The sequence below is a fragment of the Streptomyces sp. NK08204 genome (assembly GCF_020400585.1).
In the GTDB taxonomy this organism is placed as follows: domain Bacteria; phylum Actinomycetota; class Actinomycetes; order Streptomycetales; family Streptomycetaceae; genus Streptomyces.
On sequence record NZ_JAINVF010000008.1, the window covers coordinates 142,674 to 168,937 of the forward strand.

Sequence of the window (26,264 nt, forward strand, 5' to 3'; positions counted from 1 at the left end):
GGTCACTCCGGGTTGTCGGCGGGGAATGGTCGGCGGGCCGCGACCACGAGCTGGCCCAGAGCGAGCCCGCCGTCACCCGGCGGGACCTCCCCGTGCCGCAGCACCGTGAACCCGTCCACCGTCAGCAGGGCCGTGCAGGCCTCCTCCAGCAGCGTGTTGGCGAACACCCCGCCGGTCAGGGCCACCGTGGCGATGCCGGTGTCGCGGCGCGCCCGGCGGCACACGTCCGCGACCGTCACCGCGACACCCCGGTGGAAGCGGGCCGCCAGCACGGGGCGGGGTGCGCCACGGCGCAGGTCCGCGACGAGCGAGCGCAGGACGGGGGCCGGATCGAGCCGCAGCGCCGCGGCGTCGCCGGGTGCCGTGCGCAGGGTGTACGCGCAGTTGTCGGCGGTCCACCCCTGCACGGCCTCCGCCTCCAGCTCCAGCGCCGCCTGTGCCTCGTAGCCCGCCCGGTGGCACACGCCCAACAGCGACGAGACGGCGTCGAACAGGCGCCCCATGCTGGAGGTCGGCACACAGGCCACGTCCCGCTCCAACTGGCGTGCCAGCAAGGTGCGTTCCTCGGGCGGGCAGGCGGCCGTGCACGGCAGGTCCGGGTCCCAGGCCAGACCGGCCGCGTGGAGCCGGGCCAGGGCCAGACGGCAGGGGTTGGCCACCCCGGCGTCCCCGCCGGGCAGCGCAGCGGGGGACAGATGGGCGTAGCGGCGGAAGCCGTCGTAGTCGGCGATCAGTACCTCGCCGCCCCAGACGGTGCGGTCGTCGCCGTATCCGGTGCCGTCGAAGGCGATGCCGATGACGGGGGCGGTACCGGTGAGACCGTGCTCGGCCATGGCGGAGGCGACGTGCGCGTGGTGGTGCTGCACCAGCCGCACCTCCCGCCCGTCGGCCCGGGCGCGCGCCCAGCGCGCCGAGTGGTAGCCGGGGTGCCGGTCGGCCGCGACCACCTCGGGCCGGATGCCGGTCAGGCACCGCAGGTTCGCCTCGGCCCGCTCCAGGGCGCCTAGCGATGCCAGGTCGCCCAGGTCGCCGATGTGCGGCCCGAACCAGGCCTGATCGTCCGCCCCGAGGCAGGACGCGTTCTTCAGGTCGCCGCCCACCGCGAGAACCGGGCGCACCGTGAACGGCAGGGCCAGCGGCCGGGGCACGTACCCGCGGGAGCGGCGCAGCACCTGCTCGGTGCCGTCGGGCCGCACCCGCAGCACGGAGTCGTCGCACGGCGAGGTGATGGCACGGTCGTGGGCCAGCCAGGCGTCGGCCAGTCCGGACAGCCGCGTCAGAGCCTCGGCGTCGTCGGTGACGATGGGCTCGCCGGAACGGTTGCCGCTGGTCATCACCAGCAGGCGCGGGCCGGGCGGGTCGCCCGGCAGTCCGAACAACAGCGTGTGCACGGGCGTGTAGGGCAGCATGACGCCGACGTGCGGGCTGCCGGTGCACACGCCGTCGGCGAGCGGTCCGCCACGCGGACGCAGCAGCACGACCGGGCGGTGCGGCCCGGTCAGCGCGGCCCGTTCGGCCTCCCCGACCTCGGCGATCCGCGTGACGTCCGTCAGGTCCGCCGCCATCACCGCGAACGGTTTCCCGCCGCGCTGCTTGCGGGCCCGCAGCCGCGCCACGGCGTCCGCGTCGCTCGCGTCACAGGCCAGGTGGTAGCCCCCGACGCCCTTGACGGCGACGATCCGCCCCGCCGCGAGCAGGGCCCGTGCCGCGGCGAGGGCCTCGGCGTCCCGCGCGGGCCGCAACCCGGTCCCGGGAGCGGGCACGAGACGCAGGCCGGGACCGCAGGCGTGGCAGGCGACCGGCTGCGCGTGGAAGCGCCGGTCGCCGGGGTCGCCGTACTCCGCGGCGCACGCCCCGCACATCGCAAAAGCGTCCATGGTGGTGGTCGCCCGGTCGTACGGCAGCGCCCTCGCGATCGTGAAGCGGGGGCCGCAGTGCGTGCAGGTGATGAACGGATGCCGGTGCCGACGGTCGGCGGGGTCGGCCAGCTCCCGCAAACAGTCCGCGCACGTGGCGGTGTCCGGCGGCAGCACCGTGCGCCCGCTGCCGGTCTCGGAGGCGCGGATGGTGAAGCCGTCCGCAGCACCCGTCGTGGGTACGTCGGTGCAGTCGACGCCGGTCACGGTGGCCAGGGCGGGAGTCTCCCGGGGGAGCCGGGCACAGAACCGCTCCACCCCGTCGGGCGGGCCCTCCACCTCGATCAGGACGCCGCCGGAGTGGTTGGTGACGAACCCGGTCAGCGCCTCCTCGGTGGCCAGGCGGTGCACGAACGGCCGGAACCCGACGCCCTGCACCACACCGCGCACGCCGATCCGGCGCCGTACCGTGGCGGTGGCCGGGGCCGTCATGACGCGGTGTGCTGGTGCGCGGGTGCGGTCAGCGCCGGGCGGTGCGGCGGCGCACCGTTGCGGACGGCGAGGACCCGGTCCAGCAGGACATCGACGCCCTCGCCCCGTCGGGCGCTGGTGCGGACGACGTCCACGCCCGGGTTCACCCGCTCGACGTTGCCGGTGAAGGCGGCCTCGTCGAAGCCGGCGGCCTCGGCCAGGTCGGTCTTGGTGACCACCACCAGGTGGGCGGAGCCGAAGGCGGTGGGGTACTTCAGCGGCTTGTCCTCGCCCTCGGTCACCGCCATCAGAACCACGCGCAGCGTCTCGCCGAGGTCGTAGGCCGCCGGACAGACGAGATTGCCCACGTTCTCCACGAACAGCAGCGCGGTGTCCACAGGCAGCCACCCCTCCAGGTGTCCGCGCACCTGCCGCGCCTCCAGGTGGCACAGCCCGCCCGTCAGCAACTGCTTGACCGGGGCGCCCGAGCGTGCCAGACGGCGGGCGTCGTTCTCCGTCGCCAGGTCCGCGGTCAGCGCGGCCACCGCGAGGCCACGCCGTACGGACAGGCCCAGCACATGCGTCAGCAGCTCCGTCTTACCGCTGCCGGGGCTGGAGAGCAGGTTGACCGTGGTGACGCCCTGACGGTCCAGGTCGGTGCGCAGGGCCGCCGCCAGGTCGTCGTTCTTCGCCATGACAGCCTGTTTCACGTCCACGGACCGGCACATCACGCGTGCTCCTTGCTGACGGAGGGGCGAACGTGGTGATCCTCTTCCGGCCGGGCGGCGATCCCGCAAGGACCGGCCGGTACACACCCCCCGGATTCCTCCGGCCGGCCGAACGCGAGCGGCGCGGAGGGGTCGGACAGCAGCCGCCGCACCACCGTGTGCAGCAGGGGCACCGCCGCCGCGACGGCCGCGCGCACCGGGGCGCTCAGACCGTCGATGACGTCGGTGTCGTCCCGCGGCAGCCGCTCGGGCTCGCACGCCAGCAGCACGACGCGGGGCAACGGCCTTTCGGCCAGGCGCGCGGCCAGTGCCAGCACCTTGACCGGGTCCATGCCGTGCGCCTCCGGCGCGCAGTCCGCGGCGTCGGGCAGCTCGGGCGCGATCAGGGACAGGGTGCCGGGGCGGTGGCCGCGCGCCGCGGCGTCGACGAGCACCACCGCGTCGTAGCCGTCCAGGAGCTGGTAGGCGAGGTCCAGGCCGCGGATGCCGAAGTCCCGCACATCGGCACCGGCGGGCAGCGGACGTTCCCGCAGGGCCGCGATCACTTCGGGGCCGAAGGCGTCGTCGGCGAGGAAGATGTTGCCGATGCCGGCCACGAGCAGACGGGTGGGGGCCAACGGAGTCTCCTGCCCAGAGGCCGGCGAAAAGTGCCGGCGGAGGGATGGTGCGGATGGAGAGTGCGGATGGAGAGTGCGGATGGAGGGTGACGCGCGACCGGGGGCAGCCGTCCGGTGTGCCTACGGCGCGGCCGGCGGCGCCAGCGGCCGAGAGGATCCGCTCGGCACCTTCCGTACGAAGGCGGACCGCAGCGCGTGGTACGGGGCCTCACGGTCGAAGAAGATGCGGCGCATGCGTGTCTGCTCGTCATTGCGGTACACCGCGAGCGGCTTCCGTGCCTCGTCCCGCTCCCGCGCGGCCCGCTTGGCGGCGATCCGCTCCGGCAGATCCGGTGCCAGGGCCAGCGCCGCGGCCAGGCGGTCGACCTCGTGGCAGAAGGCGCCCGGGGAGGCCGGGACGAGGCGATCGACCAGGCCGAGCTGCCCGGCCAGGACCGCGCTCACCGGCAGCGCCTCCCGCGTGAGCCGCTCGGCGGTCTGTTCCCCCGTCCTGCGGGGCAGGCTGTACGTCCAGAACTCCGACCCGTACAGGCCCATACGACGGTAGTGCGGGTTCAGCACGACCCCGGTACGGCACCACACCTCGTCCGCCGCCAGCGCAAGCATCACCCCGCCCGCCGCCGCGTTGCCGCCCAGCGCGGCGACCACCAGCCGGTCGGTCGTCCGCAGCACCGCCTCGACCAGGTCGTTCATGGCGTCGAGATTCGTCCACGACTCGTCGGCCGGGTCCGGTGCGGCCTCGATGACGTTGAGGTGGATGCCGTTGGAGAAGAAGCCGCGCCCGCCGTCCAGGACCAGCACCGAGGCCGGCCGGGCCAGCGCCTGGCGGTAGCCGGCGAGCAGCCGTCGGCACTGGTCGGAACTCATCGCTCCGCCGGGGAAGGAGAAGCTCAGGAAGCCGACGTCTCCGCGCTGCCGGTAGCGGACGTCGGCCCAGGTGCGCCGTTCGGCGGGCAGCTCCAGGGGCACGGGCACCTCCGGGACGTCCCGGAGCCGGTCGCCCAGCACCGTGGTCGCCGGGCGGCGGAAGGGATGGGGGTCGCCCAAGGAGCGGCGTGGCCTCAGCTCCGGGATCCACACCGCCCCGTCCCGGGTGGCCCGGCACACCGCGCCGTGGCGTGTGGCCAGCACCTCCCCGGGACGGCCCCGCAGGGTGTCCTCGGGATGGCCGCCGTGCAGGAACACCTCCCGGCCGAGCAGTTCGTCGAGGACCCCCGGCTGCGAGTCGGCACCGCGCAGCTTGCGCAGGACTGCTTCCGTGCCGTCCGCCTGCCAGTCGATGCGGCGCGATTCCTGTCGGAAGGCGTCGCGCCACACGACGCCGATCGAGGGGTCGCCCTGCGATTGCGGCTTGAAGGAGCTGTCGGCATGACGCTGCACCGCCAGCAGTACGGCGGCCACGGCGGCGTCGGACACCTCACCCCGGTACAGGTCGCTCTTGCCGACGGGCGGCACGGCGCACGGCACCGAGGCCCAGATGTCACCCGCGTCCAGAACGGCCTCGGCCTGCAGGACGGTCACGCCCCAGCGGGGTGCTCCGCCGGCGACGGCCCAGTCCAGGGCGGACGGACCGCGGTCGCCCGGCGGGCCCGGGTGGACGATCAGACAGGTGTGCTCACGCCACACGTCCTCGGGCAGCGCTGTCCTCAGCATCGGCGCGATGATCAGCTCCGGGCCGGTCTCCCGCACGGCGGCGCGGACCGCGTCGTCACCGTGCGAGGCCAGCACCGCCTCCACCCGGTGCCCGCGGTCGGAGAGCTCGGCGTACACCCTTTGGGACAGGCTGTTGAAAGCACTGGCGACGAGGAGGATGTCCATACGGCCCCTTCACGGCGGCGAAGCGGAGGGCGCGCGGTGCCCCGGACGAGACAGCAGGATCGTCCCGTCGGCGGTGTGGGCGGCGCAGCGCAACGGCCGCCGCCCGGAAGTTCCACCGGATGGTGGCGCCGCGGACGGGACCACCGGGCGGCGCCGCGGACCCTACGTCTCCTCCTCCATCCGGATCGACTCCTGCAGCTTCTTGCGGGCGTCCGTCTCCTCGCGGTCCTCGCCCATTTCGAGCAGTGCCTCCGCGATGGCGTCGAGCTTGCGCTGGATGGCGTGCTCGGCACGCATCTCGGAGTTCTTCAGCAGGGCCAGGAGCAACAGGGTGACCGCGGTCATCGCCTCGCCCGCGAGCAGCAGCCATCTGAGGGGCAGTTCCGCGGCGTGACTGGCGACGAAGAAGCCGACCAGTCCCAGGCAGATCACGAAGAAGAGCGGGGAACTCGTCAGGTTCGAGGCGTTCTCGGCGAGCCGCTCGAACCGGCCCGGCTCGGGTCCACCGCGTTGGACAGGGCTCGGAAACCTCATGGCGCAACCCCTACCCGCTTCCCCGCCGCAATCGGCGCACCTGCGGCCGACCGGGCGTGGCCCGGGGGCCGAAACGGGTGATGCGCGCCGCCGTCGACGCGCAGTGCGGCGACAGAGGCCGATTCCCGGCTTCCACCGGCACCGCTGCGCGCCCTTGGCCGCGAGGGGGAGCGGCACGTGACGTCCGCGTCGCGGCCGGCATCGTGAAGGTTCTGCGGCGTCAGCGCCGGTGTGCAGCTTGACGGGGTCCCTGGCGATGCCACCGGCGGGCGAAGTCCGGGCCGGGGACCCGCAGCGGCACTGACCGAGGACCGTCACAGCGGCCAGATCTACCAGCTGACCGGAGCACGGGCGATCGGTTTCGGTGAAGCGGCGAACCTCATCGGCGAGGCGACCGGGCGCACGATCCGGCACGTCGACACCGACCCGATGCCTTCGTCCAGCAGCAGGTCGCGGCAGGCGTCTCACCCGATGTCGCGCGACTGCTCACCGAGCTCCTCGTGGCCGCGGGCGGCGGCTCGGGCGCCGTGCTCCGCGACGGCGTGCAACGAGCACTCGGCCGGCCGCCCCGGCCCTTCGAGAACTTCGTCGCCGAGGCTGCCGCCGCCGGCCACTGGGCCTGACCCCTTCGTCGAACCGTCGAGGCTCAGCCCGGCCCGGACGCGCAGGTCCGCGCACTCGGTGGGCCTCCTCCTTCCCACGGTCAGCGGGCGTCGCCCCAGGTCATGACCTGCCGCCCGGCAGCGCAAGCACTCCCGCCCGGGGTGAGGCGCAGGCGGGAGTGCTTGGTGTCGGCTGTCGGCCTCCCGTGCAGGCGAGGCTCCCGGCCTGCCCGAGCACCCGGACTTCCCCCTGTGTCCACGTCCTCGTCAGCCGGGTCGCCGGCATGACCGGCCCGCCCCGGATCGAACGGGTCCGGGCTGGGCGGTCCTTCGTCCGGCGATCAGTTCGCCATGTTGGCGAACATGCCGGGCTCGTACGAACCCCCGGCGTTGTGCACGATCACGTTCATCCGGGTGGCCGCGTTGATCAGGCTGATCAGGCAGACCAGCGCACCGACCTCGTCGTCGTCGAAGTGCTTGCGCACCTCGGCCCAGGTCTCGTCGGTCACGCCGTGGTCGCCGAGCCGGGTGCCCTCCTCGGCGAGTGCCAGCGCGGCCCGCTCGGCCTCGGTGAACACGGTGCTGTGGCGCCAGGCGGCCACCAGGTGCAGTCGCAGCGCGCTCTCACCGGCGGCGGCCGCCTCCTTGGTGTGGATGTCGACACAGAACCCGCAGCCGTTGATCTGGCTGACCCGCAGCTCCACAAGCTCCCGCAGGGTCTTCGGCAGCGTCGAGTCCTCAAGAGCCAACGAGACGTTGTAGAACCGCTTGGCGACCTTCGCGGCGGTCGGGCTGTCGAACAGGTTGAAACGAGGTTCCATGACTTCTTCCTCACTCGTGGTGTTGCGGTGTTGCGTACCGCGCGGATCGTTCGCACGGCGTCATGACGACATGGAGATGCCGCTGCCCCGGTCCTTGTGACAGCCACGTCATGTGACGTGCGCCACCGATCATGGGTGTCACAAAGTGCGGGGCAGCGACGTCTTGTGTGGGTCACGGTCGACAGCGAAAGGGCAGGAGCCAGCCATGGGTGAGCGCAGCGCGGGAACGAGGGGCACGGCCGAGCCGCTCGCTCAAGGCGGTCGTACGGACGTGGCCACCGAGGCGTTCGTCGCCCACCGCAACCTGCTCTTCACGGTCGCCTACGAGATGCTCGGCTCGGCCGCCGACGCGGAGGACGTCCTGCAGGAGACCTGGATGCGATGGGCGGGCGTCGCACTCGACACCGTGCAGGACCAGCGCGCCTACCTGGTCCGCATCACCACCCGCCAGGCGCTGAACCGGCTGCGTGCACTCCGCCGGCGCAAGGAGTCCTACGTCGGCCCCTGGCTGCCGGAGCCACTGCTCACCACACCCGACGTGGCCGAGGACATCGAGCTGGCCGACAGCGTGTCGATGGCGATGCTGCTGGTTCTGGAGACACTCACCCCTACCGAGCGGGCGGTCTTCGTGCTGCGCGAGGTGTTCGACCTGGCCTATGGCGAGATCGCGGAAGCCGTCGACAAGACCCCGGGCACGGTCCGCCAGATCGCGCACCGGGCGCGGGCTCACGTTGCGGCGCGGCGACCGCGCGGCGTCGTCTCCCCGGCCGAGACCCGAGAGGCCCTCGAAGCGTTCCAACGGGCGATCGAGACGGGTGATCTGCAGAGCCTGCTCGACATCCTCGCGCCCGATGTCGTCCTCGTGGGTGACGGTGGCGGAGTCGTGCAGGCCGTACTGGACCCCGTGGTGGGTGCCGGCCCGGTGGCTGAGCTGGTCGCCGGGATGGGCAGGTTCGGCGCCGCGGCGTCGCTGCAGCTGGCACAGGTCAACGGCTACCCGGCGCTGATTCTCCGGCTCAACGGGGAGATCGACACCATGGTGGCGGTGCGCATCGACGACGGCCTCATCACCGGGCTCTACGCCGTGCGCAATCCCGTGAAGCTGTCACGAGTGGAGCAGCCGACCAGCCTGCGCCGCTAGAAAGCGGTCGGGGCGAGGCGGACCCAGCGATCGACTGACCTTCTTGGAACTTGTGACGAGTGAAATCCACTCGTACGGCTCCGCTAACATGATCGAACTCATGACGGGCGCCCTCGTCGCCCGTCCTTCACCGGAAAACCATGATGTCCGGCACGAAGAGTGACGTGTAATTAATATCTAGCAAATCGGCCAAACAATTGATATCTAGAGCATCACGGGCGTTTTCACGAATAACCTGCAGAATCGACTTCGCCGCGTGGCGTCGGCCACGGGCGGTGCTGTGGGCCACGGCGGGTGTCGTGGCCCTCGTGTTCCTCGTCGTGCTGGAGGTCGCCGCGCGTCACTACGGCCTGCCGGGGCCGATCACCAACCAGGCGCGAGAGGTGATATTCCCACCCAAATCAGGTTTCCTCCTGTACGCCAGTATGGGATTGATGATGGTGGTGCTCACCTGGCGGGAAAGATTCATCGCCGCTGGTGTCGCGATCGGCATCGACATCGCCTTCGTGCTGGTGCGGTGGGCGGCGGACGTCAAGGTGACCGACGGGCACCCCTTCGGCAACGGCGCGTTGTGGGTGATGCTGGGCTGTGCGGTCATCGCCGTCACACGCCGCACGGGCCGGGAACGCGTCCTGCTGCTGAAGGGCGTCGGGCTGGGCCTGCTGCTGGTGGCCGGACGCAAGACCGGCGACACCTGGCTGCTCATCACCTCGAAGACCCGCCCCGCGGTGTTCGACCAGTACGTGGCGACCGCCGATCACGCGCTGGGCAACCCGTCGTGGCTGGCAGGCCGGCTTGTCGAGGCCACCGGCCCGATCGGCGCCCATGTTCTCGACTACGTCTACGTGCAGCTTGCGGTGGCCGCGGTCGTCGTCGCGCTGTACCAGTTGCGGAACGTGGCGGTCGAGCGACGCTTCCCGCGCCATCATCTGGTGCGCACCTTTCTGGTGATCGGCCTCCTCGGACCGGGCATCTACATGCTCTTCCCGGTGGTCGGACCGGTCTTCGCCTACGGGCCGGGCGCCTCCGGCACCGGTGGCCTGCACTGGGCGGTGGCCAACCTGTGGCCGGACACACCGCCGCCGATCCACGCCCCGCACCCGATGCCGTACGACGGGATCACCCCCCGCAACTGCATGCCCAGCCTGCACACCGCATGGGCCACCACAATTTTCGTCCATTCCCGCAAGGGCCCCCGGATACTGCGGTACGCAGGCGCTTTCTGGCTGATCGCCACGCTCGGCGCAACGCTGGGATTCGGCTACCACTACGGTGCGGATCTCGTGGCCGGCGTGGTGTTCGCGCTGACGATCGAGGCAGCGCTGCGCTCACTCGAACGTGGCTGGGACCGTTCGGGAACGCAGCTGGTCGCTCACGGCGCGACGGTCTTCGCCGCGCTGCTGATGTCATATCGCTATCTTCCGTTGGAGATGGCCGAACATCCGTGGGTGTTCGGACCACTCCTCATTCTGGCGATGACCTCAGTGATCCACGGCTACATACGCACCACGAAACTGTGGGAGCCGGAGGCCGCACCTGTGCGGCAACCCGAACCGGGACCCGAACCACAACCCGAACCGCAACCCGAACCTGCTTGAGCACGTCGCCGGCGAGGCCGACGGCGACGAGCCCGACGAGCCGTGCTGCGTCCGAGAAGCCGCCGGGGAAGGGGGAGCCGGTGCCGGACGGGATGGTGTCAGCCGGCTTCCCGCGGGGAGTGGATGAGGAGCAGGGCGATGTCGTCTCTGCGGGCCTGGGACTGCTGGGCGTGTGCGATGAAGCTGTCGGCGATGGTGCCGATGTCCTCGTTGCGGGCCTGCGCGAGCTGCTCGGCGAGAGTGGTGATCGCGTCTCCGACGTCGGTGCCGGGGGCCTCGACGAGTCCGTCGGTGTACAGGGCGAGCACGGAACCGGGTGCCAGGACGATCTCGGTCATGGGGTAGTCGGCGGCGGCGTCGATGCCGAGCAGGAGTCCGGGCGGCAGGTCGAGGACCTCGGTGTGGCCGTCGGGGTGGCGCAGGATCGGCGGGGGGTGTCCGGCGGTGGCCAGGCAGGCCCGGTGCCGGGCGAGATCGAGGTCCATGTAGAGGCAGCTGGTGAACAGACCGGGGTTGAGGTCGGTGAGCAGGCGGTTGGTGCGGGCGAGCACCTCGCCGGGGGATGCGCCGGCGGTGGCGTGGACGGCGGTGCGGACCTGCCCCATGAGGGTGGCGGCCTGCACGTTGTGGCCCTGGACGTCGCCGATGGCTGCGGCGGCCTTTGCCTCGTTGAGGTGGATGAGGTCGTAGAAGTCGCCTCCGATGTCCATGCCGTGACTGGCGGGCAGGTATCGGGCGGCCGTGTCCAGGCCGGGGATGCTGGGCAGGCTGCGAGGCAGCAGGCCGGCCTGGAGATTGTGGGCGAGCTGCTGTTTGGCGTCGTAGAGACGGGCGCGGTCGAGTGCTTGGGCGATGAGTCCGGCGGTGGAGGTGAGGACGGAGCGTTCCTCGGGGGGAAAGGACCGCGGCCGGTCGTACGAGAGGACCAGCGAGCCGACGGGGCTCTTGGAGCTGATCAGGGGGAGGAACACCCAGGCGGCCATGTCGTCCTGCGGGACGGCGGCAGGATGGGCCTGTTTGAGGTCGGCGAAGTCGGCGAAGAAGCTGGGGACGCCTGTCGTGAGGACCTGCGCCGCGGGGGTGTCCGTAGTCAGCGGGACCGCGTCGAAGCGGGCTATGAGCTCGGCCGGGTAGCCGTTGTGGCCGACGATCCGCAGCCGGCCCTCCTCGGCGGCCATCAGGGCGAAGGCCTGAGCCCCGAAGGCGGGCAGCACCTGGTCGGCGACCCTTGCGACCACATCCTGCACACCGACGGCTTCGGTGAGCGTCGCAGCGAGATGCATCAGGTGGTAGAGGGATGTGGCCCGGCCGGGTCCGGCGGGGGGCGCCGGATACAGCAGCTGTGGAGGGGGGCCGGCATCGGGTGAGGGGGTGGGGACGATGCGCACGCTGATGCCCGAGGCGTCCGGGTAGAGGTGGAAGGACAGCCAGTGGTCCGGTGGGCGCCGGGCGGTGAAGGACGTCGGCTGGCGGCTGAGCGCCGTGGCCCGGTAGCGGTCTTCGGCGACGGGGTTGTCCAGCCAGGGCAGTGCCTCCCAGGGCCGGGCGCCCAGCAGGTCGCCGATGCCGGTGCCGAGGAGGTCTGCCGCAGCAGTGGTGATGAAGGTGAGACGGCCGTCCGGGTCGAGCGCACAGCAGCCTCCGGGAAGGCGCTCGGCGAAGCCGACCGCGGCCTGCGCCTCGGCCGTCGAGGCGGTGCGGACCGGCGGAGTGGGCAGGACCCGGGGCTCGGGCCCGGCCAGAACGGGGCGGCCGCTGTCGGCGGCCTGCTGCAAGATCAGCCCCAGGCGGTGGCAGATGCCGGCGAGCGCCTGTCGTTCATGTTCCCTCAGCGCGGGCGGGTGCGTGCTGGACCAGTGCACCACCAGGCCACCCCAGGTGCTCGGGCCTGCCGTGATCGGGGCGGCGGCCATGGTGAAGGGGTGGGGCAGGACCAGCGCGAGCTGCGGATAGCGGCGGGCCAGTTCCTCCTCGCTGTTGATCCACACCAGACGTTGCTCCCGTACGGCGTCGCTCACGGGCGTCGCCGCCGCCAGGGCGACCCGGGTCCAGGGCGAGGCGATCCGCCACGAGACGCCGCTCAGGACGGCGAGCTGCAGCGCCGATCCGTCCTGGGACAGCAGATAGACGGCGGTGACATAGGCGCCGGTCTCCCGCGTGAACCGGCTCAGGAGAGGGCCCATCGCTTCGGGACCGAAGTCCTCGCAGGGAGCGCCGGAGGCGGTGTCGGACACGCTTCACCTCCCCGCGTGCCGGTCGCCGGTTCCCGCGTCCGTCCGAAGCGGCTGCGAGCGGTGTCCGGGGTGAGGCCCAGAGCGGCGCCGATCTGGGCCCAGGTGGCCCCGGCCCGCCGGTCGGCCAGCACCGCGCAGTGCACCAGTTGTCCGGCCAGCTCCGGCACCTGCGCCACAGCAGCGCAGTGACAGGCCCCGGCAGACGCCCCCGGCACCGGACCGGTGCCCTGCTGCAGTGCCACCGCTTGTACGTGGGGAAGCAACTCGGTTCCGGCGACCACCATCGCCTGCCGCTCCTGCTGCGCCGCCCGCCACCGGCGTCTGGCCCGCCACGCCGCCTGCCGGTGCGCCGGAGTGCAGTACCGGCGGCCATGGCCGGCCGGCTCCGGCAGCGCTGCACCGCACCAGCCGCACAGAGCGTCACCCATACAGGGACAATACGCCCGCTCTGAGGTGACGGCACTGCGGTGCCGGCCATCCCGCGGGAAGCGTGGGACGGCGTCCTGCTGCGGACTTCGTGCCCGGAGGAAGGGTGACCGGCTGAGCGCCGTGCCGTAAGGGCGGGTGCCGTGAGGCATCTACATCCGTAGATTTGCGGCATTCTGGTACGAACGTCATGAAATGGGGCACACCGCAGATGGTCGTCTTCCCGCACTCAAGTCGTCGGAGCACTTCTGGTGAACGTCGTTCGGGAGCGGTCATGAACCGGGCAGACAGCATGACCGTGGGCGTACTGGGCTCCTACGGGGGCCGGAACGTGGGCGACGAGGCCATCCTCACCGCCCTGCTGGAGCGCGTTCGGGCCGGGCGGCCTCAGACTCGCTTCGTGGTCTTCTCCCGCGATCCCGCACACACCCGACGCGTCCATCCGGATGTCGAGGTCGTCGGTTGGGAAGGTGTGTGCAGGGAGGACATCTCAGGGCATCTGCGCAGGCTGAACCTGCTCGTGCTCGGTGGCGGCGGAATTCTTTACAACACCGAGGCACGTCGGTATCTGCGGATGGCCCGCACCGCCCAGGATCTCGGCGTACCCGTCTTCGCCTATGCGGTGGGAGCCGGGCCGCTGACCGACGAGGCGGACTGTGCATGGGTGCGCACGGTGCTCTCCGACGCGGTCGAGGTGACGGTCCGTGACGAGGAGTCGAAGCTCGTCCTCGAGGAGGCCGGGCTCACCGGGCCCGTGACCGTCACCGCCGATCCGGCGCTGCTGCTGGTACCCGGCGATCGCGGTCAGGCGCTGCTGCGGGCGGAGGCGGTGCCGAGCGGGGTGCGCCTGGTCGGCATGAGCGTGCGGGAGCCCGGGCGCGCGGCCGAGCATCTCGACGAGGAGGGCTATCACCAGCTCCTGGCGAGCGTCGGCGATTTCCTCGTCCACCGCCTGGACGCTCATGTCGTCTTCGTCTCGATGGAACGCGGCGACATCCGGCACGCGCACGCCGTGGTGTCCCGCATGGCCACTGCGGACCGCTGCACGGTGCTGCGCGGTGATCACGGGCCGCAGCAGGTCCTCGACATCGTCACGCAGCTGGACCTGGCCGTCGGCATGCGGCTGCACTTTCTGATCTTCGCCGCGCTCGCGGGCATCCCCCTGCTGCCCCTGCCCTACGCGGGCAAGGTCTTCGACTTCGCCCAGCAGGTCGGCGCACCCGCCTTGCGGGGTGTGATCAGGGAGACGACGGGGCTGCTGCTGGCGGAGGTGGACCGCCTGTGGGACGAGCGGCCCGCCCGGACGGCCGACACGGCCGTTCGCGTGGCGTCGCTGCGGGCACGGGCGGCCCGCACCGCTGACCGGCTGCTTGCCTATCTGGATGTGATCGCCGCACGCGACCTCGTCCAGGACAGCACGCCGATGCCCGCTGTCGCTGCGGCTGAAGCCGACAGCCACCGGTTTCCGAGGGAGTAGACCGTGACCCACCTGATGCCTCCCCGCGTACCCAGGAGGGTGGATCTCCCTCCTCGTCAGGCCCTGCACGCCGGAACCACCCAGGTGCTGGTGATCGGCGGTGGACCGGCCGGCATCGGCGCGGCCCTCGGTGCCTCGAACGCCGGCGCCGAGGTGATCCTCGTCGAGCGCTACGGGTTCCTCGGGGGCAACGCCACCGCTGCACTGGTGATGCCGCTGATGAGTTTCCACAACGAGGTGAAGCAGGCCGTGGCAGGGGACACCGCCCGCCTGCTGCCGCCCGACCACGGCGAGGGCGAGCCGGTCGTCGGCGGGGTGCTGTGGGTGCTGCTCAACCAGCTCGTCCGCACGGGCGCGGCGATCGAGCCCTCACTGGAGACCGGATACACCGTGCCCTTCGACCCGGAGCTGTTCAAGCTGGCGGTGTACGACCTGCTGGAAGTGCACGAGGTCCGTACGCTCCTGCACGCCTTCGCCTCCGACGTCCTCAGCATGCCCGACCGCGCACGCGCGGTGCTCGAGACCAAGTCCGGTCCCCTCGTGATCGACGCGGACGTGATCGTCGACTGCACCGGCGACGGCGACATCGCCGCAGCGGCGGGCGCGGGGTACGAGATCGGCCGACCGGAGGACGGCTGGACCCAGCCCATGTCGCTGATGTTCCGCATGGTCCGCTTCGCCCACGAGGACTTCACCGCCTACACCCGCGCCCACCCGGACCAGTGGCGGGGCGTGCACGGACTGTGGGACCTGGTCCGCGCCGCGACGGACGCCGGGGAACTGGACCTGCCGCGTGAGGACGTGCTCTTCTTCGCCACCCCGAACGCCGGAGAGGTGGCCGTCAACTCCACCCGCATCACCGAGGTCCTCGGCACGAGCGTCTGGGACCTCACCCGCGCGGAGTTCACCGCGCACCGCCAGATGGCACAGATCGCCCGTTTCCTGCGCGAGCACGTGCCGGGCTTCTCCGACTCCTACATCGTGCAGAGCGGTGTCCAGGTGGGCGTCCGGGAGACGCGCCGGATCATGGGCGAGTACAAGCTGACCGGCGAAGACGTACTGACGGCCCGCACGTTCGACGACGCGATCGCGCGCGGCGCCTACCCGGTGGACATCCACAACCCGAGCGGCCGTGGCACCGTCCTCAAACGGGTGCCGCGCGGCAAGTCCTACGACATCCCCCTGCGCTGTCTCTTCCCCCGCGACCTGGACCGGATCCTCGTCGCGGGCCGCTGCATCTCCGGCGACCACGTGGCCCACTCCTCCTACCGGGTCATGCCGATCTCCATGGCCACCGGACAGGCGGCAGGTGTCTGCGCGGCCCTCGCGGCGACCCAGGGCCGACAGCCCCGGGACATCCCGGCGAGCGTGGTCCAGCGGGAACTGCGCGCACAGGGCGCGAGCCTCAACTGACCCGGTTCACCGCGCTGCGCATGCATCGACACGACCGTGCGGGAAACCCGGCGACCGAGGAAGCCCGGGGGGAAGCCGGTCGAGCCGGAGGCGGTCCAGCCGACGGCGACGCGACAGAGTGAAGGCCTAGAGACGAAGGGGTCTGCCATGGCTGGCGATGTCATCACGATGCTGACCACCGACCACCGAGAGCTGCAGCGCCTGTTCGACATGATGAGCAAGGACAGGGACTCCCGGCCCCTGGCCCTCCCGCTGGCGGTGGCCATGCTGGAGGCCCACAGCGAGGCGGAGGAGGAGCAGGTGTACCCCGCCCTGGCCCGCGAGGCCGGTCAGAAGGCGGAGGCCGAGCACGCCGCCGAAGAGCACCACGAGGCCGAGCACCTCGGCAAGCACCTGCTGGAGATGGACTGGAGCAGCGAGGAGTTCGACCGCTCCCTGGAGGAGTGGATGGGCAACGTCCTCCACCACGTCGAGGAGGAGGAGAACGACATCCTGCCCGCACTGAGCGAGTCTCTGGATCGCGACCGACTGCAGGAACTGGGCCTTGCGTTCGCGCGGCGCCGGTCTCAGACCCTGACGGGCCAGCGCCTCCAGGCCGCGGGCGCCGAGCCCGGCACCGGCGGACAGCAGGAGACCGGCGCGGAGGAGACCCGGGCGCAGCTGTACCAGAAGGCCCGCGACCTCGACATCGAGGGACGGTCCTCGATGAAGAAGGAGGAGCTGGCCGCGGAGGTCCACCGCGCCGAGGCCGAGAAGGGCGGCAGCTGAGCACCCGCGCCGCCGACACGTGATGCCCGGCAGCGCCACGGTGCGGTGGGCGGTTCGTCAGGAGCCGCTTCCCGGTGTACAGGGGAGTGCCCCCGGCGTCGGGACCACGCGGTGTCCGGGCGCCTGCGGTACGTCGACCGTCGTCGTGACGGCTACGAGGCTCGGCCTTCGGGGCGTGGAGCCGAAGCCGAACCGTACGGCCGGTTCCACCGCGGTGAGGGCGCCCAGGTACCGCCCCTCCAGGGTGGTGGTCGCCGAGAGGACCCGCCGTAGGTCGCGTGCGCCGTACCACTCGTACCGTCCGCCGCCGGCGGTGCCGCGGGTGCGCACACCGAGCAGCAGACGAGCCGGCGGGTCCGTCACCACCGTCCAGAAGGGCCGGGAGGCCAGCACACCGGGGACCGTCCGCAGCACGAGCCCCAGCAGGCCGCGCCGTGCCGTGGTGAACCGCATGTCGAGCAGCGGGCCCGCGGTGACAGCCCACGTGTCGCCCCTGACGCGGACCCGCACGGGTACGACCCGAACCTCGTCGAAGGCGTAGGTGGCGGCGATGAAGTCGGCCGTCCGCCGGGTGGGGGCCAGCAACAGACGGTGCCCGTCGCCTCGTTCCACCATCACGTCGCTGAACGGTCCGAAGGGCGAGCGGGGCCAGTGGCCGAGGACCAGGCGGGTGCCGGACGCGGTGCCGATGCCCGCGATCCAGCCGTCGAAGCGCAGCCGGGCGGCCCGTGCGGACCGGCGCATCAGCGGGCCGCGGTCGCGGCGGGGCCGTTCGTCCCCATGTGCTCGCGGGGGAGCCCGAGCCGTCCGCAGCGACACCATGCCAGCAGCCATCCTGCCTGCATCACCGCGTCCAGCAGATAGGTCGGGCGGATCCGGCCCCGCGGTACGTACACCAGGTCCACGGCCAACAGGGTCACCGCCGTCCCGAGTCCGGTGCGGCGGGCCTGGCGCACTGCGCCGCAGGTGGCCGGCGTGAGCAGCATGCTCCAGCCGGCGGTGGCGAGCAGACCGGCCGTCGTACGCTGGAGCCACCTTTCGCGCTTGGGTCCGAAGACCCCTTCGAAGCTGCGCAGGTGCAGCAGCGGCCAGCCGCCGCCGACCAGGTTGAACAGCCCCTGGGACCGGGCGACCAGTACCGGGTTCATCCCTTCCTCCTCGCTTGCCGCCCCACCGGGTGCGAGATGCCGAGGCGCACCTTGTGGACCCCGTCCGAGAAGTGCACGAGCGGCTCCTGGGTGAGCGGAGGCAGCCCCGCCGCGCGGGTGAGGGTCTCCTCGAGGCCGTCGAGGCGGGCCGCGCGCAGCGGCCAGGGCTCGTGCTCGACCGGCGTCTCCCACAGCATGCCGAAACTTCGGGTGAATGCCCGCCACCGCGACGTCAGCCACACGTCCCGCCGAGTGGGCGGGACCGGCTCGCCCACCCGCACGGCCACACGGTACGACGGCCCACCGCGCCCCCGGGATCCCGTGTAGGCCAGGACGTCACTGCCGTGCGACAGCTCCAGGCGGCCGAGGTGGTACGGCGCCCCGATCGTGCGCGCGGCCAGCATCACCGGGGAGCCCACCTCGATGGACAGGAACCACAGGCCGTCCCGGCCGTCCCGGCCGCGTACGTAGGTGCGCAGATTCGTCTCCGGGAAGGAGGGCAGAGCGGCAGGGAAGCCCGGCGGGCGTACATCGGCCATCACGAACGGCGTGAGACTCACCCACGCCCATCCGTCGCAGACGTCCACCGTCAGCCCTTCGGGCAGCAGGCGCTGTACCTGATCGGCCGGGCAGGCCCAGTGCACGAACGTCTGGGTCAGCCAGTGGGCACGCAGCGCCGGAACAGGCACCCGCTGCTCCGGTCCGTACGACACCACGCGCACCGACTCCCCGGACCACCCGCTTCGAAACCCGCCGCCGACCCGACGACAGTCACGTGCTCCTCCCTCCGCGACGTGTCGGAAGTCGCGGTCGAAGCCCGCGCGGGTGCCAGGTCCCGGCCGGTGATGCGCGGCACTGCCGGCGGGCGCTGCGGCGAACGTTCCTCGGCCGGTCCGTACGGGAGAGGCCGCCCGGGAACTCGGGCTCATCGACGGACGCGCCGCGACAACTGGGCCATGAGGAGCAGCACGAGGCCGCAGGCGGCCACCAGGACCCACCCGGGCCGCGACGCGCGGGCCAGACCGGCCGGGGTGCTGTGGGCCACCAGGCTGCCGGCGAGGGCGACGCCGAGGGCGGAGCCGAGCTGTCGTGCGGTGGACGTGATCGCTCCTGCCACGGCCGCGCGTGCGGGAGGCAGCCCGCTGACCGCGGTGTTGGTGATCGGCGCGTTGGCGAACCCGAACCCGATGCCGATCAGCAGGTAGGCAAGGAGAAGGAGGGACAGGTCCGTGTGCCGGTCGAGTCCCACCAGGCACAGTCCGCCGGCCGTGATGAAGGCGCCGGCCAGGGTCAGGGGCGTCCGCGGACCGGCACGACCCACCAGACGGCCGGACCAGGGTGCGCAGAGGGTCGCTCCCACGGCCATGGGCAGGGTCGCCATCCCGGCGGCCAGGGGGGTGAAGCCCCGGCTGTGCTGGAGGTAGAGAGTGTTGAGCAGCAGCGTCACGTTCAGGGTGACGAAGACCGCCACGGCACCCAGGACGGCACCGCTGAACACAGGGCTGCGAAAGAGCCGCAGGTCCATCAGCGGCTCGGGCCGGCGGCACTCCACCCACCCGAACGCGACCGCCACCACAGCGGCGCAACCGTAGGCGGCCAGCGCCACCGGCGACGTCCAGCCGATGCGTGGTCCTTCGATGAGCACGCCGACCCAGACAGCGATGAGTACGGTCAGCAGAGCCTGCCCCGGAGCGTCGAGCCGCCGCGCCCGCGGCCCCCGGGACTCGGGCACGAACACCGCGCTGAGCACCAGGGCCGCCGCGATGACCGGGGCGTTGATCCAGAACAGGGCCCGCCAGCCGAGCCCCGCGACGAGGGCACCGCCCGTGACCGGACCGACGGCCATGCTGAGTCCGAACACGGACGCCCAGACACCGATCGCCTGCGCCCTCTCCCGCGGATCCGGCATCGCGTTCACCACGATCGCCAGAGCCACCGGGCTGAGCATCGAAGCGCCGACCCCCTGCAGCGCGCGGGCCGCGACGAGCGCGCCCACCGAGCCGGCCGTCGCACAGAGCAGTGAGGCCGCGCCGAACACGGCCAGGCCCGACTGGAACACCCGCCGGCGCCCGAACCGGTCCGCCAGCGCGCCCGAGGAGATCAGCAGACCGGCCAGGACGATGGTGTAGGCGTCCACGGTCCACTCGAGACTGCGCGTCCCGACGCCCAGGCCATGCCCGATGGCGGGCAGACCCACATTGACGACGGTGGTGTCCAGGCCCACCAGAAACATGCTCAGGCAGCAGACGGCCAGCACCGTCCAGCGTCTGCGCGCGCTCGGAACGGGCTGAACGGGAAGGGTCGTTGTGGCGGTCATGGCCTGCCTCTCGCCTCGGGGAGTCGTGCCCGGCCAGGCTCGGGCAGTGCGACGACCGCCGCCGAGCATCTTTGCGAAGAGCGCAAAATATCCGACACTGAACCGTGGACACGGAACTCCAGCAGATGCTCGATGCCATCGGGCCGAGGCTGCGCACACTGCGACGGGACCGCGGACTGACGCTGGAGGCGCTCGCAGCCGCCACCGGGCTTTCGGTGAGCACGCTGTCCCGTCTCGAATCGGGCAAGCGCCGCCCGACCCTGGACCTGCTCGTTCCGCTGGCGCGTGCGCACCGCGTCGCACTCGACCAACTGGTGGACGCACCGGCCACGGGTGACCCCCGGGTGCATCTCACGCCCCTGCGCAAAGGCCACGGCAGCGTCCTGGTCCCGCTGACGCAGTACCCGGGCCGCGTACAGGTCTTCAAGCACGTACTCGCTCCCCGCGAGCAGAAACTGGTGACGCACGAAGGCTATGAGTGGCTCTACGTCCTCGCGGGCGAGCTACGCCTCGTTCTCGGGGACCGCGCATGCACTCTCCGCCCCGGCGAAGTCGCCGAGTTCGACACCAGACAGCCGCACTGGTTCGGCCCGGCCGACACACAACCGGTGGAGATCCTGCACCTGTTCGGACCGCGAGGCGACCAAGCCGTCGTCCGCACGGGACAGTCGTCGCCGGCCCCAGCACCACCACCGGACGGCGCCGCCGCCCCGGCGTGACACCCGCGGACTCATCCGCGCGGATACGCCTCCGCGATCGCCGGGGCCGCCGCAGATGCTCGGTCGGGGGGCGACCTGCGGGCAGCCGGGAGCACCGAGGCATCGGCGATCACTACTCCGTGGACTCCGCGGAGCCGGCCCCGCGGCTCGGTGGGAAAGCCCTGTGCGCTCGCACCCGCGGCAACGGTCCCGGTGCGGTGGCAGGCCGACGGACGGAGGCGCCACGCCCTCTGCGAGGCTGCCTGCGCGGGGTGCGGTGGGGATGCCGGTGAGCCCTTCCTCGGTGCCCGCCGCGAACAGCGGCTCGCCCGTTGCACGGACGGCCGTATCAGGCGGCCCGCGCCGCGGCGGCCCGGGTCGTGACGGACGAGCGGGCGGTCGCGGCCGAGGGGACGAACGGAGGGACGGTCGGCGGTCATCGCGCCGAACGTGGCGAGCCGGCCGGTGTGTTCCGGTTCGCGGCGCAGTTCGTCGCCCAGTCCGGGGAGGACGAGAGAGCCCGTGCCGGGTGGGCCGGCGGTGGCCTCGATGAGGACGCCGTCCGCGAGATACCGCGCCACCGGGGGGAGGAGGCCGGCCGGGGCCGGAGCGGCGTGCGGCGGCGGTCCCCTTCCTGCGCGCCCCCGCCGCCCGTGGGCCTCCCGGCCGGTCCGGGTCGACCACGATGCGCTGCGCCCGCGCCCGCGCTCCGGTGCCGATGCCGGCCCCGGCGGCGCAGGCGTCGGGCAGCAGGAGGCTGCACGCTCTGTTCGGCACCGGCCGGGCAGCCGACCGCGCACGGGCAGGAGCCTTGGCAGCCGGGCGGGTTGCGGCGCAGGCGGGCGGCGAGGGTGGACCCGAGGCCGTTGCGCCAGTGGGGTCCGCCGTCCACCGCACCTGTGAGCACGGTCGGATGAACTTCAGCAGGGCTGCCCTGACCGGTGGCCGGGGAAGGCCCCCGGCTCAGGCGGCTCGACGCGGTAGCTTCCAGTTGGGACGCGGGAAATGGCAGGTGTAGCCGTTCGGGTAGCGCTCCAGGTAGTCCTGGTGCTCGGGCTCGGCTTCCCAGAAGTCGCCCACCGGCTCGACCTCCGTGACCACCTTCCCCGGCCACAGCCCGCTCGCCTCGACGTCCGCGATCGTGTCGACAGCGACACGGTGCTGATCCTCGTCGGTGTAGTAGATGGCGGACCGGTAGCTACGGCCGATGTCGTTGCCCTGCCGGTCCCTCGTCGTCGGATCGTGGATCTGGAAGAAGAACTCCAGGATGTCGCGGTAGCTCGTGGCCGCGGGATCGAAGAGGATCTCGATGGCTTCGGCGTGGTCGCCGTGGTCACGATAGGTGGCGTTGGGTGTGTCCCCGCCGGTGTACCCGACACGGGTGGACACCACCCCCGGCTGCTTGCGGATCAGGTCCTGCATGCCCCAGAAACAACCGCCCGCAAGGACGGCTCGTTCGGTTCCCGCTGTCATCGTTCGCTCCCTCGCGTTCGGGTCAGCACGGTCGTCGACGTGCCCGCCGCACATTCACCCACCCTATGGCCGGCTCGGCCCCGGGGTCGCACCACCGGCCCCGTAGAATAAGCAAGCGCTTAGTAATATGGTGATCCGGGCGGAGGGTCCGCCCTACAGGAGGGGGCAGCGATGACGATGTCGCAAGCCGAGGCCTTTTACGAGCGGGAGGCCTCCGACCGGTTCTTGCCCACCGCTTACACCCGGGGTCCCTGGGCCGCCGACTCCCAGCACGCCGGGCCGCCGGCCGCACTGCTCGCTCTGGCCGTCGAGCAACGGCCGGGTGCCCGGCCGGACATGCGGGTCACCCGGCTCACGTACGAGATCATGCGCCCGGTTCCGATACGGCCGCTGACCGTGACCACGCGGGTGCTGCGCGCCGGGCGCAGCGTCGAGCTGGTGGAGGCCGCCCTGACACCGGACGGCGGCCAGGAGGTGATGCGGGCGACGGCTTTGCTGATGAAGGCCGCGCCGGGGTCGGTGCCGGAGGCGGCGCCGGGCCCGCAGGTGCCCGGGCCGGAGGCGGCGCCCACGAAGGCGTTCTTCCCGGTCCCGTGGGACCAGGGCTACCACACCGCGATGGAACTGCGCTTCGCCGCCGGTTCGTTCCTCGAGTCCGGCCCGGCCACGGCATGGATGCGCATGAGGGTTCCCCTGGTCGCGGGTGAGGAGATCACTCCGCTCAGCCGGGTTCTGACGGCTGCCGACTCGGGCAACGGCATCAGCGCCGAGCTGGACTTCCACCGCTACGTCTTCGTCAACGCCGACCTCACCGTCAGCCTGCACCGTCACCCCGTGGGCGAGTGGGTCTGCCTGGACGCCCGCACGATGGTGGACGGCGCCGGCATCGGCCTCGCCGAGTCCGCCCTGCACGACGAGAAGGGCCCGCTCGGCCGCAGCACCCAGAGCCTGTACGTGGCCGCGCGCGACTGAGGCGGCGGGCGCGCCCCCCTTCCGTACCTCCGCACAGGTCGCGGCGGCGCCGACCCGACCGGCGTGCCCTCGCCGCCCGATCAGGCGTCGGCGGCGAGGACGCGCACCACCTCACCGCGGCGCGACCGCCGGGCGTCAGCCGTGCGCGGTGGAGCGGCCCGCTTCGCGAACCGGCCGGCGGAACATGGCGCGGTAGTCCCGGGGCCCCTGGCCGGTGTGCCGGGCGAAGAGGGCGCTGAAGGTGCTCGTGTCCGCGTAACCCAGGTCGGCGGCGATGCGCTTGACGGTCCTGTCGGTCGTCTCCAGCAGATGACGAGCCCGGCGGACCCGAGCGGACTGCAGGTACGCCAGCGGGGTCTGGCCGGCCTCCTCACCGAAGCGGCGCAACATCGTTCGCGTGCTCACGTGGAACGCTTCGGCGAGGGCGGACAGGTCATAACGTGCCCCGAGATTCTGATCGAGCCACCGCTTCACACCGCGGGAGAACTCACGTCCGGCGGTGGGCATGAGCTCAAGGTCGACGTAGGGAGCCTGCGTGGAGCGCGCGTCGTCGACGAGCGCGATGCGTGCGGTGCTGCGGGCGACGAGGGGACCGTCGTGCTCACGGACCAGTTGGAGCGCGAAATCGTACATGGCACTGAAGGCGGCGGTGGTCGTCACACCGCGATCGGTGACCACCAGGTGGTCGGGGCGCACCTTGACGTCGGCGTACCGACGGGCCAACTGGTCCGCGAAGAGCCAGGACGTCGTCGCCTCGCGCCCGTCGAGCAGGCCGGCCTCGGCGACGAGGAAGGCGCCGACACATATCGACACGACGGCGACACCGGAGGCGGCCTGCGACCGGATCGACGCGACTTCGGGCGTCAGGCCGGCGAGTGTCGCATCGAGATCGAGCCCTGGCGAAAGCTCGAACCCCGGCACGATCAGGACGTCGACGGGGCGCAACGCCGAGACCTCGATCGCCGAGCCGCCGGATGCGACCACCCGCCGCCTGGGTGAGACGACGCACACCTCGTACGGCGGCCGATCCGAACCGTGCGCCGCCGCGATGTGATCGGCCATGGTGAGCAGGTCGGGGATGCCGAACACCTCCGAGGCGAAGCAGCCGGGGTACGCCAGCACGCCCAGGCGCAGCGCTTCCATCGTCCCTCCGGCTCCCCCCGCAGATGGCGACATCACCCCGCCATCTGGCGATGTCGCCGGTTCTCGTGGGAGACAGTCTCTCGCGACACTCTCGATCATGACAACGATGCGAACGCAGCGCGACGACCCCTTGGACGACTTCTCCCGGAGAGTCGTCACCGTCGACGGCGTCAGCAAGACCGTGTACGTCGCCGGGGCAGGACCCGGCGTCATCCTGATGCCCGAGATGCCGGGCATCAGCCCCGACGTCGCGCGGTTGGCCCGCTGGATACGGGATGCCGGCCTCTGCGTGTATCTGCCCTCCCTCTTCGGCGTCGACGGTGCCTACCCGACCGCCGAGGCAGGCGAGGCCGTCGTCCGGCGTGCTTGCGTCAGCGCCGAGTTCCGGGCGTTCGCCGGGGGCGGCACCAGCCCCGTCGTGGCGTGGCTGCGCGGCCTCGCGCGTCACGCGCACGAGGAGTGCGGCGGGCCGGGCGTCGGCGCGGTCGGGCTGTGTTTCACCGGCAACTTCGCCTTGACCATGGCGCTGGAACCGGCCGTCATCGCCCCGGTCGTCAATCACCCCTCGCTGCCGCTCGACGACCCCGGGGGCCTCGAGATCGGGGACGAGGACGCAGCGGCCCTGGCCGGACGCGTCGAACGAGACGGGTTGAAGGTGCTCGCCTACCGCTTCGACGACGACAGGTGGTGCACGGGCCGGCGGTTCGCGGCCTACCGAGCGCTGCTCGGCGAAGCGTTCGACGGCCGGGTGCTTCCCGCCGACGTGGCGAACAGGAACCCCCCGCCCTTCTTCCGCGAGGTCGTCGGGTGCGCCCACAGCGTCGTCACGGCACACCTCGTGGACGAGCACGGTCACCCGACGGCGCGTGCCCGCGATGAGATCATCGCCTTCCTCACGGAGCGGCTCAGAGGGTGACGGGCTCCGGCGTCCCGTGGCGGCGCACCCTTGCTGGTGCTGGTGCTGGTGCTGGTGCTGGTGCTGGTGCGTCACAGCGTCAGCGACGTCCCCTCCTTGCGGGCCAGGATCGTGCAGGCGGCCCACTGGCCCGCCCGTGCCGTGCTGAAGAGGTACGGGTCCACGGCCGGCCCCTGAAGCGTCGCCCCGCGACCAACAGGTCTGTCCCCGCCGCCCCTTCACCCCAGATCGAGGGTGCGGCGACGGCGGGCTGCCGTGCCTGTGGCCGGGCGGCGCCCCGGCCTCCTCGGCGTTGTCCTCCGGCCGGGCCGCGGTGCCGTCCTCGGCAGGAGGCCGTCCAGCGGATGGTCCGCCGGCGCGGACGGTTCGTCGTAAGGACTGCGGTCGGGCGGAGCCGCATGGCCAGGGCCATGATGGGGGTGTGCCCTGTCCTGCGACGCCCAGCCCGGCCGAGCGTCCTGGCCCCGCCACGGGCACTGGCCGCCTCGAGTCGGGGCCCACGCCCCGGACCGCTGTGGCGTGGCTTCCTCCGGCCCGGCTGTGGCCCGCCATCCAGGACATCCGCGCCGAGCACGACCCGCAGATCCGCCGCTGGCCGCCCCACGTGAACCTGCTCTTCGGCTTCGTACCGGAGGAGGACTTCCCAGCGGCGCTCGAGCTGCTGGCCGCCGCGGCTGCCGAGTGCCGGCCCTTCGACATCCGGCTCGGCGGCGTCCGCTTCTTCCGCCACCGCTCCTACGCGACCCTGTGGCTCGACCCCGCGGCGGCCGGCACCGCACCCTGGACGGAGCTGCGCAGCGCGCTGGCGGAGCCCTTCCCGTACTGCACGGACCGCTTCCCCCGCTTCACCCCGCACCTCTCGCTCGGGCGAACGCGCGTTCCGCGCATCCTGGCGGCGGAATGTGCCGCCCGGCTCGGCGTGTTGCACGCACGGGTGGCCGACATCGCGCTCCTCTCCCGCAGAGGTGACGGCCCCATGTGGACGCGCGCCACGGTCGACCTGGGCACCGGCGCGGTGCACCGCCACCTCGGACCCGAACCGGGCAGCGGCGGGTACGGGCCACCGCAGCCGCACTGACCGGGCAATCGGCAC

26 protein-coding genes are annotated in these 26,264 nt (G+C 72.1%); 11 read left to right on the top strand and 15 right to left on the bottom strand.

The genetic code is table 11. The features are described 5' to 3' along the window. Window positions 1–2: 2 nt before the first annotated feature. The 5 genes from hypF to K7G59_RS15415 all read right to left on the bottom strand — a co-directional run bounded on the left by hypF (window position 3) and on the right by K7G59_RS15415 (window position 6,024). The gene (gene hypF / locus K7G59_RS15395; RefSeq protein WP_225834464.1) at window positions 3–2,348 is read right to left on the bottom strand and encodes a carbamoyltransferase HypF; all 2,346 of its coding nucleotides are present in this window, start codon (window positions 2,346–2,348) and stop codon (window positions 3–5) included. Then, window positions 2,345–3,055, bottom strand: a complete 711-nt coding sequence (gene hypB, locus K7G59_RS15400) for a hydrogenase nickel incorporation protein HypB (protein WP_225834648.1) — start codon at window positions 3,053–3,055, stop codon at window positions 2,345–2,347. Before hypB ends, hypF begins: the two co-directional genes overlap by 4 nt. Continuing rightward, window positions 3,055–3,672: a hydrogenase maturation protease gene (locus K7G59_RS15405; protein WP_225834466.1), complete on the bottom strand. Its 618-nt coding sequence runs from the start codon at window positions 3,670–3,672 to the stop codon at window positions 3,055–3,057. Before K7G59_RS15405 ends, hypB begins: the two co-directional genes overlap by 1 nt. A gap of 120 nt (window positions 3,673–3,792) precedes the next feature. Further along, window positions 3,793–5,490 carry an enoyl-CoA hydratase-related protein gene (locus K7G59_RS15410; RefSeq protein WP_225834468.1) on the bottom strand — a complete coding sequence of 566 codons (1,698 nt, stop codon included), beginning with the start codon at window positions 5,488–5,490 and terminating at the stop codon, window positions 3,793–3,795. Window positions 5,491–5,652: 162 nt separating this feature from the next. Beyond that, window positions 5,653–6,024, bottom strand: a complete 372-nt coding sequence (locus K7G59_RS15415) for a low affinity iron permease family protein (protein ID WP_225834471.1) — start codon at window positions 6,022–6,024, stop codon at window positions 5,653–5,655. Between the two features lie 500 nt (window positions 6,025–6,524). Here K7G59_RS15415 and K7G59_RS34730 point away from each other — a divergent pair, with 500 nt between their 5' ends. Beyond that, window positions 6,525–6,647: a hypothetical protein gene (locus K7G59_RS34730; protein WP_263976331.1), complete on the top strand. Its 123-nt coding sequence runs from the start codon at window positions 6,525–6,527 to the stop codon at window positions 6,645–6,647. 320 nt (window positions 6,648–6,967) lie between these two features. On the opposite strand, the gene K7G59_RS15420 is transcribed toward K7G59_RS34730, so the two are convergent. After that, window positions 6,968–7,447 (bottom strand): carboxymuconolactone decarboxylase family protein, encoded by a 480-nt coding sequence (locus K7G59_RS15420; protein WP_225834472.1) that lies wholly within the window; start codon window positions 7,445–7,447, stop codon window positions 6,968–6,970. Between the two features lie 205 nt (window positions 7,448–7,652). Here K7G59_RS15420 and K7G59_RS15425 point away from each other — a divergent pair, with 205 nt between their 5' ends. Then, the gene (locus tag K7G59_RS15425) at window positions 7,653–8,588 is read left to right on the top strand and encodes an RNA polymerase sigma-70 factor (protein ID WP_225834473.1); all 936 of its coding nucleotides are present in this window, start codon (window positions 7,653–7,655) and stop codon (window positions 8,586–8,588) included. Window positions 8,589–8,715: 127 nt separating this feature from the next. Here K7G59_RS15425 and K7G59_RS15430 read toward each other — a convergent pair whose 3' ends face one another. After that, on the bottom strand, window positions 8,716–8,877 hold the full coding sequence (locus K7G59_RS15430; protein ID WP_225834672.1) for a hypothetical protein: 162 nt from the start codon (window positions 8,875–8,877) through the stop codon (window positions 8,716–8,718). On the opposite strand from K7G59_RS15430, the gene K7G59_RS15435 reads away from it, so the two are divergent. Continuing rightward, window positions 8,831–10,186 (top strand): phosphatase PAP2 family protein, encoded by a 1,356-nt coding sequence (locus K7G59_RS15435; RefSeq protein WP_374114235.1) that lies wholly within the window; start codon window positions 8,831–8,833, stop codon window positions 10,184–10,186. The two genes, K7G59_RS15430 and K7G59_RS15435, sit on opposite strands and share 47 nt — an antisense overlap. 98 nt (window positions 10,187–10,284) lie before the next feature. On the opposite strand, the gene K7G59_RS15440 is transcribed toward K7G59_RS15435, so the two are convergent. Further along, complete coding sequence (locus K7G59_RS15440) at window positions 10,285–12,369, bottom strand: SpoIIE family protein phosphatase (protein ID WP_225834650.1); 2,085 nt, start codon at window positions 12,367–12,369, stop codon at window positions 10,285–10,287. Between the two features lie 751 nt (window positions 12,370–13,120). Here K7G59_RS15440 and K7G59_RS15445 point away from each other — a divergent pair. The 3 genes from K7G59_RS15445 (at window position 13,121) to K7G59_RS15455 (ending at window position 16,504) form a co-directional block, all read left to right on the top strand. Next, the gene (locus tag K7G59_RS15445; protein WP_225834475.1) at window positions 13,121–14,323 is read left to right on the top strand and encodes a polysaccharide pyruvyl transferase family protein; all 1,203 of its coding nucleotides are present in this window, start codon (window positions 13,121–13,123) and stop codon (window positions 14,321–14,323) included. A 3-nt stretch (window positions 14,324–14,326) separates the two neighbouring features. Next, window positions 14,327–15,736 (top strand): FAD-dependent oxidoreductase, encoded by a 1,410-nt coding sequence (locus tag K7G59_RS15450; protein WP_374114232.1) that lies wholly within the window; start codon window positions 14,327–14,329, stop codon window positions 15,734–15,736. A gap of 147 nt (window positions 15,737–15,883) precedes the next feature. Further along, window positions 15,884–16,504, top strand: a complete 621-nt coding sequence (locus K7G59_RS15455; protein ID WP_225834477.1) for a hemerythrin domain-containing protein — start codon at window positions 15,884–15,886, stop codon at window positions 16,502–16,504. Window positions 16,505–16,561: 57 nt separating this feature from the next. On the opposite strand, the gene K7G59_RS15460 is transcribed toward K7G59_RS15455, so the two are convergent. The 4 genes from K7G59_RS15460 to K7G59_RS15475 form a co-directional block, all read right to left on the bottom strand. Beyond that, window positions 16,562–17,248: a hypothetical protein gene (locus K7G59_RS15460; protein ID WP_225834479.1), complete on the bottom strand. Its 687-nt coding sequence runs from the start codon at window positions 17,246–17,248 to the stop codon at window positions 16,562–16,564. Beyond that, the gene (locus K7G59_RS15465) at window positions 17,248–17,652 is read right to left on the bottom strand and encodes a hypothetical protein (RefSeq protein ID WP_225834481.1); all 405 of its coding nucleotides are present in this window, start codon (window positions 17,650–17,652) and stop codon (window positions 17,248–17,250) included. Before K7G59_RS15465 ends, K7G59_RS15460 begins: the two co-directional genes overlap by 1 nt. Further along, entirely contained in the window at window positions 17,649–18,368 is a 720-nt protein-coding gene (locus K7G59_RS15470; RefSeq protein WP_225834483.1) for a YqjF family protein, read from the bottom strand. The genes K7G59_RS15465 and K7G59_RS15470 overlap by 4 nt, the downstream gene beginning before the upstream one ends. Window positions 18,369–18,577: 209 nt before the next feature. Next, window positions 18,578–19,969, bottom strand: coding sequence for an MFS transporter (locus K7G59_RS15475; protein WP_225834487.1), 1,392 nt, complete (start codon window positions 19,967–19,969; stop codon window positions 18,578–18,580). A 125-nt stretch (window positions 19,970–20,094) separates the two neighbouring features. Between K7G59_RS15475 and K7G59_RS15480 the strand changes: the two genes are divergently transcribed. Next, window positions 20,095–20,688 (top strand): helix-turn-helix domain-containing protein, encoded by a 594-nt coding sequence (locus tag K7G59_RS15480; RefSeq protein WP_225834652.1) that lies wholly within the window; start codon window positions 20,095–20,097, stop codon window positions 20,686–20,688. 11 nt (window positions 20,689–20,699) lie between these two features. On the opposite strand, the gene K7G59_RS15485 is transcribed toward K7G59_RS15480, so the two are convergent. Together K7G59_RS15485 and msrA are read right to left on the bottom strand one after the other, a co-directional pair. Then, window positions 20,700–21,107 carry a GMC oxidoreductase gene (locus K7G59_RS15485; protein WP_225834655.1) on the bottom strand — a complete coding sequence of 136 codons (408 nt, stop codon included), beginning with the start codon at window positions 21,105–21,107 and terminating at the stop codon, window positions 20,700–20,702. Window positions 21,108–21,630: 523 nt separating this feature from the next. Beyond that, a complete protein-coding gene (gene msrA / locus K7G59_RS15490; RefSeq protein ID WP_225834490.1) occupies window positions 21,631–22,140 on the bottom strand; it encodes a peptide-methionine (S)-S-oxide reductase MsrA in 510 nt (169 codons plus the stop codon). 171 nt (window positions 22,141–22,311) lie between these two features. On the opposite strand from msrA, the gene K7G59_RS15495 reads away from it, so the two are divergent. Beyond that, window positions 22,312–23,112 (top strand): thioesterase family protein, encoded by an 801-nt coding sequence (locus K7G59_RS15495; protein ID WP_225834492.1) that lies wholly within the window; start codon window positions 22,312–22,314, stop codon window positions 23,110–23,112. A 135-nt stretch (window positions 23,113–23,247) separates the two neighbouring features. Here K7G59_RS15495 and K7G59_RS15500 read toward each other — a convergent pair whose 3' ends face one another. Further along, entirely contained in the window at window positions 23,248–24,255 is a 1,008-nt protein-coding gene (locus K7G59_RS15500; RefSeq protein WP_225834494.1) for a GlxA family transcriptional regulator, read from the bottom strand. A 97-nt stretch (window positions 24,256–24,352) separates the two neighbouring features. Between K7G59_RS15500 and K7G59_RS15505 the strand changes: the two genes are divergently transcribed. From K7G59_RS15505 to K7G59_RS15515, 3 genes are all read left to right on the top strand, one after another. After that, window positions 24,353–25,171 (top strand): dienelactone hydrolase family protein, encoded by an 819-nt coding sequence (locus K7G59_RS15505; protein WP_225834496.1) that lies wholly within the window; start codon window positions 24,353–24,355, stop codon window positions 25,169–25,171. Between the two features lie 30 nt (window positions 25,172–25,201). Further along, window positions 25,202–25,348, top strand: coding sequence for a hypothetical protein (locus K7G59_RS15510; RefSeq protein ID WP_225834498.1), 147 nt, complete (start codon window positions 25,202–25,204; stop codon window positions 25,346–25,348). A gap of 337 nt (window positions 25,349–25,685) precedes the next feature. Further along, window positions 25,686–26,249, top strand: a complete 564-nt coding sequence (locus tag K7G59_RS15515; RefSeq protein WP_225834500.1) for a 2'-5' RNA ligase family protein — start codon at window positions 25,686–25,688, stop codon at window positions 26,247–26,249. Window positions 26,250–26,264 lie beyond the last annotated feature (15 nt).

Bases quoted from the DNA above. Each gene is read 5' to 3' on its own strand.
- hypF (WP_225834464.1), bottom strand. From the start codon at position 2,348: ATGACGGCCCCGGCCACCGCCACGGTACGGCGCCGGATCGGCGTGCGC.
- hypB (WP_225834648.1), bottom strand. From the start codon at position 3,055: ATGTGCCGGTCCGTGGACGTGAAACAGGCTGTCATGGCGAAGAACGAC.
- K7G59_RS15410 (WP_225834468.1), bottom strand. From the start codon at position 5,490: ATGGACATCCTCCTCGTCGCCAGTGCTTTCAACAGCCTGTCCCAAAGG.
- K7G59_RS15415 (WP_225834471.1), bottom strand. From the start codon at position 6,024: ATGAGGTTTCCGAGCCCTGTCCAACGCGGTGGACCCGAGCCGGGCCGG.
- K7G59_RS15420 (WP_225834472.1), bottom strand. From the start codon at position 7,447: ATGGAACCTCGTTTCAACCTGTTCGACAGCCCGACCGCCGCGAAGGTC.
- K7G59_RS15425 (WP_225834473.1), top strand. From the start codon at position 7,653: ATGGGTGAGCGCAGCGCGGGAACGAGGGGCACGGCCGAGCCGCTCGCT.
- K7G59_RS15440 (WP_225834650.1), bottom strand. From the start codon at position 12,369: ATGGGCCCTCTCCTGAGCCGGTTCACGCGGGAGACCGGCGCCTATGTC.
- K7G59_RS15445 (WP_225834475.1), top strand. From the start codon at position 13,121: ATGAACCGGGCAGACAGCATGACCGTGGGCGTACTGGGCTCCTACGGG.
- K7G59_RS15455 (WP_225834477.1), top strand. From the start codon at position 15,884: ATGGCTGGCGATGTCATCACGATGCTGACCACCGACCACCGAGAGCTG.
- K7G59_RS15460 (WP_225834479.1), bottom strand. From the start codon at position 17,248: ATGCGCCGGTCCGCACGGGCCGCCCGGCTGCGCTTCGACGGCTGGATC.
- K7G59_RS15465 (WP_225834481.1), bottom strand. From the start codon at position 17,652: ATGAACCCGGTACTGGTCGCCCGGTCCCAGGGGCTGTTCAACCTGGTC.
- K7G59_RS15475 (WP_225834487.1), bottom strand. From the start codon at position 19,969: ATGACCGCCACAACGACCCTTCCCGTTCAGCCCGTTCCGAGCGCGCGC.
- K7G59_RS15480 (WP_225834652.1), top strand. From the start codon at position 20,095: ATGCTCGATGCCATCGGGCCGAGGCTGCGCACACTGCGACGGGACCGC.
- K7G59_RS15485 (WP_225834655.1), bottom strand. From the start codon at position 21,107: ATGACCGCCGACCGTCCCTCCGTTCGTCCCCTCGGCCGCGACCGCCCG.
- msrA (WP_225834490.1), bottom strand. From the start codon at position 22,140: ATGACAGCGGGAACCGAACGAGCCGTCCTTGCGGGCGGTTGTTTCTGG.
- K7G59_RS15495 (WP_225834492.1), top strand. From the start codon at position 22,312: ATGACGATGTCGCAAGCCGAGGCCTTTTACGAGCGGGAGGCCTCCGAC.
- K7G59_RS15500 (WP_225834494.1), bottom strand. From the start codon at position 24,255: ATGGAAGCGCTGCGCCTGGGCGTGCTGGCGTACCCCGGCTGCTTCGCC.
- K7G59_RS15505 (WP_225834496.1), top strand. From the start codon at position 24,353: ATGACAACGATGCGAACGCAGCGCGACGACCCCTTGGACGACTTCTCC.